The sequence below is a fragment of the Streptomyces sp. NPDC088124 genome, assembly GCF_040685895.1.
Lineage (GTDB): Bacteria > Actinomycetota > Actinomycetes > Streptomycetales > Streptomycetaceae > Streptomyces.
Genome location: NZ_JBFBJB010000111.1, coordinates 1 through 9,349, shown reverse-complemented (window position 1 = coordinate 9,349; position 9,349 = coordinate 1). Strand labels below are relative to the sequence as shown.

Below are 9,349 nucleotides of genomic sequence, written 5' to 3'. Positions count from 1 at the left end.
CGCGAGGGCTGCGAGGCGGGAGTCCGGTACCTGTCCGGGCTGCTCGGCATATCCCGCTCCATCGGGCGCCGCCACCCCCTTTTCGCCGCTCCGCGGTTCTCAGTTGTCCTGGAGGAACTTCCTCGCCAGCTCGTCGCCGAGCCGGACGGCGGCGTCGTGGTCCTCGATGGGGGCGACCTGCGAGTGCTTGAAGACGATGTACGTGACCCCCGAGGCGACACCGCCCCGGGCCGGGTCGGTCGGGATGTCGAGACCGCGCGCCGCGGCGTGCGACGCCTCCCCGATGATCCCGGGCGGCCCGACGTCCCCGACGACGGCGTACTGCACCTTGTCGCCGTGGACGACGGCCGCGAGCGCCCCGCCGTGGATCCCCGACGAGGCGTGGTCCCAGATCGAACTGGTCATCGGCACGACGATGTACGGCAGTTCCTCCGCGTTGAGATGCCTGCCGTCGCTCTGTGTGAAGGCGGTCTGCTCCTGGTAGTACGGGTCGGTCTCGTGGTTGCACTGCGCCGTGAGCCGGCCGTCGCAGTCGATGTCCATGTCGGCCTTCCAGAACACCGCGCCCCGGGTGTCGCAGACGGCGACCGTGGGCGGCGCGTCCTCACGGGTGCGGTAGAGCCCGTTCGAGATCTGGTCGCAGCGCTCGGCCCGGGCCATCAGCGCCGTCGCGCTCACCGTGCTCTCGGCGCTCTCGGCGCTCTCGGTGTTCACCGTGTTTTCGGCGGGCGGGTCGGCCGCGCCCCGCGGGGCGGGCGCCCTCGTCGCGGACCGCGCGGCGGCCGGTGGCGCGGCGGAGCGCGCGGCCGGGGGTGGCGCGGCGAGCGGCGTGGCGGCGGACGGTACGGCGCCGTGCCGGGCGCCGATGGACGGTTCCGCGGTGGACGGTTGGGCGGTGGACGGTTCCGCCGTGAGGGACGGGGCGGGGAGCGGAGCCGTGGGGACGGCGAGGGCGGGCAGCACCGTGGCGGGGACCACGGCGGCGGCCAGCAGCGCGGTGCCGGCCGTGATGAGGACATGCGTGCGTGAGTGCACGGAGAGGTTCCCTTTCCTGGATGTCCGGGGAGGGCGAGGGGCGGGCGGTGACGACGCACCGGCGCTCCGGGCGCGGCACGCCGTGGGACGGCGCGTGGGGCGCGTGGCGGCCGTACGGGTCCCGCGTGGGCGGTCTCGGGCCGGCGCGGGCCCGGTGGCCCGCTCAGGGACGCGTCTCAGCCACCGGGCCGGGACGGCGGGCGGCCGTCGGCTATGTACCGGCGCAGCCGGTCGAGGAAGACACGCTGGCCCGTCACCAGCGGCTCCACGGCGTCCGCCAGGAGGAACCAGTCGAAGCGGTCGATCTCGGGGAATTCCCGCAGGACGCCCGAGCCGCGCGGCCATTCCATGGTGAAGGTGCCGGGCACGGCCCGGCCGGGGTCGAGATCGCCCTCGACGGCCCAGACGGTGACGGTCTTTCCGCCCCGCTGCCGGGACTCGCCGAGCGGGATCCAGGGGCCCTCGGGCACCGGCAGCCCCAGCTCCTCCTGGAACTCCCGGCGCGCCGCCGCCTCGGACGCCTCGCCGGCCTCGTACTCCCCCTTGGGGATCGACCAGGCGGCGGTGTCGCGGCCGGACCAGAACGGTCCGCCCATGTGGCCGAGAAGCACGGCGGCGCCGGAGTCCGTGACCCGGTACAGCAGCAGCCCCGCGCTTCGTTTGCCCGACATGCCGTCAAGTCTGTGCACGAGCAAACCGGGTCGCCATGCGAACACCACGCCGAGAACGCGTGCGTCGGCGCCCTTGGCCCGGGTGTGACGGGTGCGTGTCCCAGGCGTGACGCGGTGGGGGAGGGGTCGGCGGTACGGAAGAGGGCGCTCCGGTTCCGGGGCGACACCACCGGGCCGATCGTATGAACAGTTGCGCCGTACGGGGTCGCAGTGGGCCGCGCCCTGCGGAGGAGCTGCAGTGGTCGGTGCTACGGGACGGCTCCTTCCTCCCCCTTATGCATCCCCCGTGGATCGGATCAACCGAAGACCGGGTTTCCCGGTCGGCATACCTCCTTCTTACTCCAAGAAATGGAACGAATACGCGAAGGCTCACCCGGGAAAGGCTGCTGGTGCTGACGTGACGCGATCGGGCCCATAATCGATTATGAAGTGAATAATCGATTATCTGTGGCGCACTGCCGGTTCCACCGCGCGCTCCTCGAAGGCTGCGGCAACCCGGCGCTCCTGGATGGCTTCGACCGCCTGTGGACGGCGAGCGAGCTGGCCCGGCGCTGGTCCGGCGCCGGCGTCCCGGAGCGGGACGGCGTCAAGGAGCACGGCGCTCTGGAGGAAGCCGCCCTGAGCCGGGACGCCGAACGCGCGGCCGGCCTGCCGGCCCGGCAGTCGGAGCACCGCGCGGAACCTGACCGTACGCACAGACCGGCCCCGTGACACCCATGACGAACTCAGGAGACCTACATGGACATGACCGCCGGCCGCCGCTGTCACGACGTCCTCAACCGTTCCTGAGCAGTGAGCGGGGGTGGGTCCGCGCGCTGGCACGCCCCGAACGGTCCTGGGCGCACTGGTCGTCCGTTTTCGCGTCCCGGGCGGCGGCACGGATCCTGTCCGTGGTCCGCACCGGGCGGGCGGAGTCCCTCACGACCTGGCCATATGGGTGTGGCCGGAGGCGACGGGGAGGCCCTGAACCATCTCGCTGGTGGAACAGGGGCCCCGCACGCCGACACCACACCCGGCGTCCCAGGTCGCACCACCGACGCTGCTCCGCTGCCCCTGCGACGCCGCAAGCCAATCCCGCGATCAACACTCAAACGAGCTAATACGTCCTTATGCCCGTCCGTCGGCGAACAGTTGCCACCCCCTGCACTCCGCCCCGTACTTCGCACCGGAACCGGCGAAGGAATTCGCCTCGATCGGGCTGGAAGAGAGGGCCATGGGCTACGTCGCGGGCCGTGCCGCGCCGCTCGGAGCGGTCGGCGCCGGCACGGTCACGGCGACGTTCTACAACTTCAACCATGATCACGTGGCCCGGCAGATACCGGCCGCGTGGGCGATCACCACGCCGGAGGCCGTGCTCGCCGCGCGGCTGCGCGGCGCGGACCGGACGCTGCGACGGCTGCTCGGGGAGGAGGCGCTCACGTCGAAGGAGATGGTCGAGACGGCCGAACTGGCGCTGCGCGCCACCGAGGCGTGCCGCCGCGAGGGACGGACGCTGTACGCCGCGAACGCCGGTCTCCCCGTGCCCGAGGAGCCGCACCTGGCCCTGTGGCACGCCGCGACACTCCTGCGCGAGCACCGGGGCGACGGTCACCTCGCCGCTCTGGCGGTGGCGGGCCTCTCCGGGATCGAGGCACTGGTCCTGCACAACGCCACCGGCAAGGCCGTGACATCGGCCGTCCTCAGGCAGACCCGCGGATGGTCCCTGGAGCAGTGGGACGCGACCCGCGACCGGCTGCGGGAGCGCGGTCTGCTGGACGAGGCGGGGGAGATGACACCGAGCTGGCCGGCGGCTTCGCCCGGACCGCGCTGGCCGCGGGCGCCTACCCCGCACAGCTCTTCGGCAAGGGCTGAGGCGCGACCACTACTCCCCGGTCCCCGCCGCGACCGCCGCGAGCGCCTCCGTGACCGTGTCGAGGAAGCGCGCGTGCGCGCGATGGCTCGCCGGCACCTCCGGGTTCCACGGCACGATCCGCGCCCGCTCCCCGATGGCGCGCCAGTGCGGGTTGTCCTGGAGAGCCTCGCGCGGCGCCGCGTTCGCGCGTACGTCCGCGAGCACGATGTCCGGGGCCAGCGCGGCGGCCTCGGACCAGTCGGCCGTACGCCAGTTGGCCCCGCCGCCCTCTTCCGGGTAGATCAGCTCGACCCCCTGCTCCATCAGGGCCCGCAGATCGGGCCAGGTGTCCGGGCGGGCCAGGTACGCGGTACCGGGGCCGGCGGCGGAGAGCGCCAGCACCCGGGGACGCGCGGGCCCCGCCGTCCGGGCGGTCAGCCGCGCCTCCGCGCCCTCCAGTTCCGCCACCGCGGGCCGCAGCGGCGCCCGGAGCGAGCCCGCCAGCTCCGAGAACCGGTCCCTGACGGAGCCGAGCGAGCGGTCCTTCCCCACCTCGATCACGACGACCGGAACCTGCTCCTCCAGGTGCTTGGCGGCCTCCGGGTCGATGCCGTACACCTGGCCCGTGCCGTAGCCGACGGCGACCACCAGATCGGCCTCCGCGGCGAGGACGGCCGCCGGGTCGAAGGAGCTGCCCGCGCCGAACGAGCGCAGCTCGGCGAGGGGCAGCCCGCCCGCCTTCGCCGGGTCCTGTGTCTCTCCGTCATGGTGGGAACCGAAGATTCCCAGGGGGCGCAGTCCGTGGTCCCACAGTGTCGCGCCGGCCTGTATGTAGGCCACCACCCGTGTCGGACGGCTCGGTGTTGTGGTGAGCCGGCCGCGATCGTCCGTGAACTCCCAGCTGTTGCCCGGGTTCATGCCTCGCCTCGTTCCGCTCGTGTTGGTGCGGTGTCCGGGGCGCCCTCTCCGTACGCGGGTTCGTACGGGCACCCCTCAACTCTCTGCCCAGCACGGGGCGCGCGGACTCCACACGTGCGCCGGTAAGACGGAACGGAGGACAACCCGAGGGGAATCTACGGCTCGATGAGACCGGCCCTGATCGCGTACCGGGTCAGTTCCAGCCGGTCGCGCAGCCCCAGCTTCTGGAGCAGGTTGGCGCGGTGGCGCTCCACGGTCTTGGCGCTGATGAGCAGGAGGCCGGCGATCTCCTTGGAGGTGTGCCCCTCGGCCACGAGCTTGAGGATCTCCTCCTCCCGGGGGGTGATGGCGCTGTCCGGGATGCTGTCGCCCTGCCGCACCCGGTCGAGGTAGTTGCGGATCAGCGCCGTCACCGCCCCCGGGTAGAGGAAGGGCTCGTCGCGCATCGCCGCACGGCACGCCTCCACCAGATCGCGGTCGGCCACGGACTTGAGGACGTAGCCGCTCGCCCCGGCCTTCAACGCCTCGAAGAAATACTGCTCGTTGTCGTACATGGTCAGCATCAGGATGCGCGTTCCCGGCTGGAGCCTGGAGAGTTCACGCGCCGCCTGCAGCCCGGTGAGCCGGGGCATCGCGATGTCGAGGATCACCAGGTCGGGACGTTCGGCGCGGGCCAGTTCGATGGCCTCGGCCCCGTCCCCGGCCTCGCCGACGACCGTCAGGTCCGGTTCGCCGTCGAGGATCAGCCGGACCCCGCGGCGGACCAGCGCGTGATCGTCCGCCAGCAGGATGCGGGTCTGTACCGTCTCGGCCATGGTCAGTTGCTCCCGTTCCCGACCGGCACGGACAGGCGTACGCCGGTGCCGCCGCCCCGCCGCTGTCCCTGTGCCTGCGTCTGCATCTGTGTCTGTGTCTGTGTCTGTGTCTGATTCTCCGTACGTTCCGCTTCCCGGGTGGGGAGGAGCCCCCGGCCCGGCCCCACGGTGATCTCGGCGCCGACGAGCAGGGACCGCTCCCGCATGCCCCTGATGCCGGCGCCCTCGGTGGCCGTACCGACGCCCCGGCCGTCGTCGGCGATGAGCAGCTCCACCCCGGTGGCGGTGCGCCGGAGCGCGATGTCTACCCGGCCCGCGTCCGCGTGGCGGACGACGTTGGTGAGTCCCTCCTGCGCCACCCGGTAGACGACCAGCTCGACGTCCTCGCCCAGCGCCGGCAGATCGCCGTCGAAGCGCTGCCGGACCGTCAGCCCGGTGTGTGTGGTGATCTCGGTGGTCAGCGCCTTGAGCGCGCTGATCAGCCCCAGCTCCTCCAGGACGCCGGGGCGCAGCCGGCGCGCGATGCGGCGGATCTCGTCGAGGCTGCCGCGGGTCGTCTCCTGTACGTGGAGCAGGTCGGCGCGCACGGGCGCGGGAGCCCCGTCGGCGACCCGCTTGAGTTCGAGCAGCACCGCGGTGAGGGTCTGGCCGACCTCGTCGTGCAACTCCTGTGCGATCCGGCGGCGTTCGGCCTCCTGCGCGGAGAGCGCGAGTCCGCTGCTGGCGGCCCGTTCGGCCTCCAGCCGGTCGAGCATGGTGTTGAACGTCATGATCAGCTCGGCGATCTCGCCGTGGCCCGAGACCGCGGGCCGGCGGCCGGGGCGCAGCAGATCGGTCGTGGTCATCGCGCGGGTGAGCCGTTGCAGCGGAGCGAGCCCCACGCGCAGCAGCGCGGCGTTGGCGACGAGCATGGCCACCAGTCCCAACGCCATGATCAGGGCTTCCGTGAGCAGCACGGGGGCGGACACGGTGACCGGGCCGAGCAGCAGCAGGGCAGTGGCCGCGAACATGACCGCGGCGTTGAGCAGAAAGATCCGCCAGAACAGGGACACGGGGCAGGGCCTCCTCGCAGGTGACGTCCCCACTATCACCCGCGCGGCGGGAGCGGCCCGACCACCGCCCCGTCACCCCCGCCCGTCTACATGTCGCTCTCCCCCCGAAGTGGGTGTCGATGCGGATGGCGGCGGAGTGCCGCGGCGGGCGATCGTAGGGGAGCACCGGCCGGGGAGAGGCGGCGCACGCGACGTGGGCGACGCACGTGGCGGGCGGGGCGTACGTGACGGGCAGCGCGGACGCGGGCGGGCGGGGCGTGCGCCAGGGCAGGCGGACGCGGGCACGGCCGGGCAGGGCGAAGCGGAACGACGTACGACAGCGGGGAGGCGGACCATGGCGACGGAAGAGGACCGGCAGACCCTGAGTGACCTGGCGGAGCGGATCCGCCACGACGATCCCCGGTTCTTCCACGCGCTGGAGGCCGGCACCCCGTGCCGTCCGCGCGAGTACCGGCACGGCACCGCCTGGCTGATGCTGGCCGTCGCGCTCGGCGGTCTGGCCCTGGGCATCGCCCTCGGCCACGGGCTCCTCATCGCGGGAGGACTGGTACTGGCGGGGATCGCCGCGCATCTGTTCGACCCCGACCGCGTCCGGGCCGGGCGGGGCAACCCGCCGCCTCCCGGGTAGACGTCCACCGGTCCCGGTCCGCCGCCGTGGCCGGGAGAGCCGAACCGCCGGAGTCCCCGGCGGTTCTTTTCGTTGCATACGTAATAATCCTCACAAATTATTTTACGTTAAAATAGCGCTCAGGTGACCAACGCTCTCTTGAGCTTTGGCACCCCCATTACTGAGATGCTGGGCGGTCGGTCGCATTCGCGGGGGCGGAGGGGGCGGTTCCATGAGACGCGCACCCCTGACGGTCCGCCGCGTCCGGTCGGCCGGCACGGTGTCCGTCGCGTCGCGGGTCCCGCCACGGGTCCCCTTACCTGTGCTTCGCCGCGACGCATGATGCAGAATCCCTTGTCCGGTGACGGACGGCTCGCGCAGTCGTGCCCCGTCGCCGGACCCTGGTCCGTGCCGCCGCGGACCCAAGGGTTCAGCATGCCCGCACACCCTCACGCCACGCCCGCATGGAGCCGTTTCCTATGGAGCACACCGCTCACGTCAGTAAGACCACCCTGCCCGGGGTCGGCACCCGTTACGACCTCAACACCGAAGCGGGAAAGCACCTCTCGGTCGTCGTGCGCCAGGACGGTCGCCGCATCCTGGCCTTCCACGATCCCGAGGACGACGACAGCTGCCGGGACGCCGCGACCCTCGCCCCGCACGAGGCGAGTGCGCTCCGCAAGCTGCTGACCCCGGACCCGGTCGCCCACCTGCACCAGCACATCGAGATCGACCTGCTCACCGAGCACATCCCGGTCACCAAGCGTTCCCCCTACGTCGGCAGGACGCTCGGCGACACCCAGGTGCGCAGCCGTACCGGCGCCTCCATCGTCGCCGTCCTGCGCCGCACCGACGCCTTCCCCTCGCCCACCCCGGACTTCCGCTTCGCCCTGGGGGACACGCTCGTCGTCGTCGGCACCCGGGAAGGCGTGGACGCCGTCGCCGAACTGATCACCGGAGGATAAAGCGCCCGTGCACGAGACCACCGCACTGCTCATCGAACTCGGGGCCATCATCCTGGGTCTGGGGATACTCGGCCGGCTCGCCGGCCGAGTGGGCTTCTCCGCCATCCCCCTCTACCTGCTCGCCGGACTCGCCTTCGGGCACGGCGGACTCCTCCCGCTCAACGCCAGCGAGGAGTTCGTCGCCACCGGCGCCGAAATCGGCGTGATCCTGCTGCTGCTCCTGCTGGGGCTGGAGTACAGCGCGTCCGAGCTCGTCTCCAACCTCAAGACGCAGTACCCCTCCGGCATCGTCGACTTCGTCCTGAACGCCGTGCCGGGCGCCGTCGCCGCGCTGATCCTGGGCTGGGGTCCGGTCGCCGCGGTGGCGCTGGCCGGCGTCACCTGGATCTCCTCCTCCGGAGTGATCGCCAAGGTCCTCGGTGACCTCGGCCGCCTCGGCAACCGAGAGACCCCCGTGATCCTCGGCGTCCTCGTCATCGAGGACCTCGCCATGGCGGTCTACCTGCCGCTGCTCACGGCCCTGCTCGCCGGTCTCAGCCTCGCCGGCGGCAGCCTGACGCTGCTGATCTCGCTCGGCACGGTCGGCGCGGTGCTCTATCTGGCGCTGCGCCACGGCCGGCTCATCAGCCGCGCGGTCTCCTCCGACAACCCCGAGATGCTGCTGCTGGTCGTCCTCGGCCTCACCGTGCTCGTCGCCGGGGTCGCCCAGGAGCTCCAGGTCTCCGCCGCCGTCGGCGCGTTCCTGGTCGGCATCGCGCTCTCCGGAGAGGTCGCCGAGGGCGCGCACAACCTGCTGGCACCGCTGCGCGACCTGTTCGCCGCCGTCTTCTTCGTCTTCTTCGGTCTCAACACCGACCCGGCCGCCATTCCGCCGGTCCTGGTGCCCGCCCTCATCCTGGCGACCGTCACCGTCCTCACGAAGATCGCCACCGGCTGGTACGCGGCCAAGCGCGCCGGTGTCCGGACGGCGGGCCGCTGGCGCACCGGCGGCACGCTGGTGGCACGCGGCGAGTTCTCCATCGTCATCGCCGGGCTGGCCGTCGGGGTGGAGCCGCGGATCGGCCCGCTGGCCACCGCGTACGTCCTCATCCTGGTGATCCTCGGCCCGCTGGCCGCGCGCTGGACGGAGCCGCTGGCCCGCCGCCTCACCCGCGGCGCCAAGACGCCGGCCGCCGCCTCCGTACCGTCCGCGGCTCCCGCGGCTGCCGAGGCGCAGGTGACGTCCGAGCCGTACACGAAGCCGGAGCAGTCCGGACGGGCCGAGCCGTCCGTCCCCGACGTGAGCGACACGGCGCCCAGCCACGGCTGACCCGCCCGGCCCGGCCACGGCCCCGCCCCCCCACAGGCGAACGGGGCACAGGGCACGTCGACCGCGTTCATCGTGCACGTCGCCATCGCGATCGGGGCGGGCAGCCTCATCGGGCTGCTGCCCGACTGGATCGTCAAGCTCGTCTC

Annotated in this window: 8 protein-coding genes and 3 pseudogenes; 6 read left to right on the top strand and 5 right to left on the bottom strand. The window is 72.4% G+C overall.

The window, feature by feature from the left end; translation table 11 throughout:
* Window positions 1–99: 99 nt before the first annotated feature.
* On the bottom strand, window positions 100–1,035 hold the full coding sequence (locus AB0P17_RS42740; protein WP_365820451.1) for a glycoside hydrolase family 75 protein: 936 nt from the start codon (window positions 1,033–1,035) through the stop codon (window positions 100–102).
* 176 nt (window positions 1,036–1,211) lie between these two features.
* Window positions 1,212–1,706 (bottom strand): NUDIX domain-containing protein, encoded by a 495-nt coding sequence (locus tag AB0P17_RS42735; protein ID WP_365820449.1) that lies wholly within the window; start codon window positions 1,704–1,706, stop codon window positions 1,212–1,214.
* Window positions 1,707–2,150: 444 nt separating this feature from the next.
* Here AB0P17_RS42735 and AB0P17_RS42730 point away from each other — a divergent pair.
* A pseudogene (locus AB0P17_RS42730) lies at window positions 2,151–2,417 on the top strand (FCD domain-containing protein); the annotation flags it as partial.
* A 388-nt stretch (window positions 2,418–2,805) separates the two neighbouring features.
* A pseudogene (locus AB0P17_RS42725) lies at window positions 2,806–3,557 on the top strand (hypothetical protein).
* 10 nt (window positions 3,558–3,567) lie between these two features.
* Here AB0P17_RS42725 and AB0P17_RS42720 read toward each other — a convergent pair.
* From AB0P17_RS42720 to AB0P17_RS42710, 3 genes are all read right to left on the bottom strand, one after another.
* Window positions 3,568–4,455: an ABC transporter substrate-binding protein gene (locus AB0P17_RS42720; protein WP_365820447.1), complete on the bottom strand. Its 888-nt coding sequence runs from the start codon at window positions 4,453–4,455 to the stop codon at window positions 3,568–3,570.
* Window positions 4,456–4,610: 155 nt separating this feature from the next.
* Window positions 4,611–5,270 carry a response regulator transcription factor gene (locus tag AB0P17_RS42715; RefSeq protein ID WP_365820445.1) on the bottom strand — a complete coding sequence of 220 codons (660 nt, stop codon included), beginning with the start codon at window positions 5,268–5,270 and terminating at the stop codon, window positions 4,611–4,613.
* A gap of 2 nt (window positions 5,271–5,272) precedes the next feature.
* Entirely contained in the window at window positions 5,273–6,322 is a 1,050-nt protein-coding gene (locus AB0P17_RS42710; RefSeq protein WP_365820443.1) for a sensor histidine kinase, read from the bottom strand.
* Between the two features lie 334 nt (window positions 6,323–6,656).
* Between AB0P17_RS42710 and AB0P17_RS42705 the strand changes: the two genes are divergently transcribed.
* The 4 genes and pseudogenes from AB0P17_RS42705 to AB0P17_RS42690 all read left to right on the top strand — a co-directional run.
* Window positions 6,657–6,950 carry a DUF3040 domain-containing protein gene (locus tag AB0P17_RS42705; RefSeq protein WP_365820441.1) on the top strand — a complete coding sequence of 98 codons (294 nt, stop codon included), beginning with the start codon at window positions 6,657–6,659 and terminating at the stop codon, window positions 6,948–6,950.
* 458 nt (window positions 6,951–7,408) lie between these two features.
* Complete coding sequence (locus AB0P17_RS42700) at window positions 7,409–7,894, top strand: TrkA C-terminal domain-containing protein (RefSeq protein WP_365820439.1); 486 nt, start codon at window positions 7,409–7,411, stop codon at window positions 7,892–7,894.
* 7 nt (window positions 7,895–7,901) lie between these two features.
* Window positions 7,902–9,203: a cation:proton antiporter gene (locus AB0P17_RS42695; RefSeq protein WP_365820437.1), complete on the top strand. Its 1,302-nt coding sequence runs from the start codon at window positions 7,902–7,904 to the stop codon at window positions 9,201–9,203.
* 51 nt (window positions 9,204–9,254) lie between these two features.
* Window positions 9,255–9,349 (top strand): annotated as a pseudogene (locus AB0P17_RS42690) (UPF0016 domain-containing protein); the annotation flags it as partial.